The sequence below is a fragment of the Mesorhizobium sp. M2A.F.Ca.ET.037.01.1.1 genome (genome assembly GCF_003998075.1).
Taxonomy (GTDB): Bacteria; Pseudomonadota; Alphaproteobacteria; order Rhizobiales; family Rhizobiaceae; genus Mesorhizobium.
Window position 1 is genome coordinate 1 of the sequence record NZ_RZSA01001550.1, and the last position, 896, is coordinate 896.

Consider the following 896-nt stretch of genomic DNA (forward strand, 5'->3'; position numbering starts at 1 on the left):
CTTCAATGTCCTCGATCCGGCGATCGTGCCCCGGCGCCTCCTGGCGCCGACGGAAGAGATGGCGATCTGCGGCGCGGACGGCCATGAGACCGGCGTTGCCATCGAGGCCTTTCCCGTGCCCGGCAAGGTCGCGCTCTACCTCGAGCAAAGAGGGGACGCCGGCGCAGACTTCAGCTCCGACACGGGCGATACGATCGGCGTCCGTATCAGCGGAGCGGTCGGTCGCGGCGCCGTTTTCTTCGTCCCGGGCTGCGCGCGTACCGATGCCGCGTTGCGCACGCGGCTGGCCGATGCCGCCTGCCTTCTGTTCGACGGCACCGTCTACACGGACGACGAGATGGTCACAGCCGGCGTCGGCCAGAAAACCGGCACACGCATGGGGCACATCGCAATGTCGGGGCAAGCGGGTTCGATCGCCGGTCTGGCCGATGTGAAGATCGCTCGCCGTATCTTCATCCATATCAACAACACCAATCCTGTTCTGGACGAGAATTCCGCCGAGCACGCGGCGATCAAGGCGGCTGGCTGGGAAGTCGCCTCCGACGGCATGGAGATGGAATTTTGAGCGATTTCCACGATGCGGCCCGAGGCGGCCTGTCAAAGCGCGAGCTCGAAGCCATGCTGCGGCGGGTCGGCGACGAGCGCTACCACAACCGCCATCCTTTCCATCACAGGATGACCGGTGGCGCCCTGTCGAAGGCCGAAATGCAGGCCTGGGCGCTGAACCGCTATTGCTACCAGGCCGTCATTCCGCGCAAGGACGCCATGATCCTGGCTCGTGCCGAAGATCCGGCTTTTCGCGCCGCCTGGCGCAAGCGCATCGAGGACCATGACGGCGAGGACGGCTGGAGTGGCGGCATCGCGCGCTGGCTGCATCTGGCGACCTCGCTCGGGCT

General features: G+C 66.0%; 1 protein-coding gene and 1 pseudogene. Both read left to right on the forward strand.

What is annotated here, in order from left to right:
* The coding region (locus tag EOA27_RS38285; RefSeq protein WP_245491379.1) for an MBL fold metallo-hydrolase at nt 1-565 on the forward strand (565 nt) is incomplete at its 5' end.
* Nucleotides 562-896: pseudogene (locus EOA27_RS38290) on the forward strand (pyrroloquinoline quinone biosynthesis protein C); the annotation flags it as partial. The gene EOA27_RS38285 and the pseudogene EOA27_RS38290, both read left to right, overlap by 4 nt.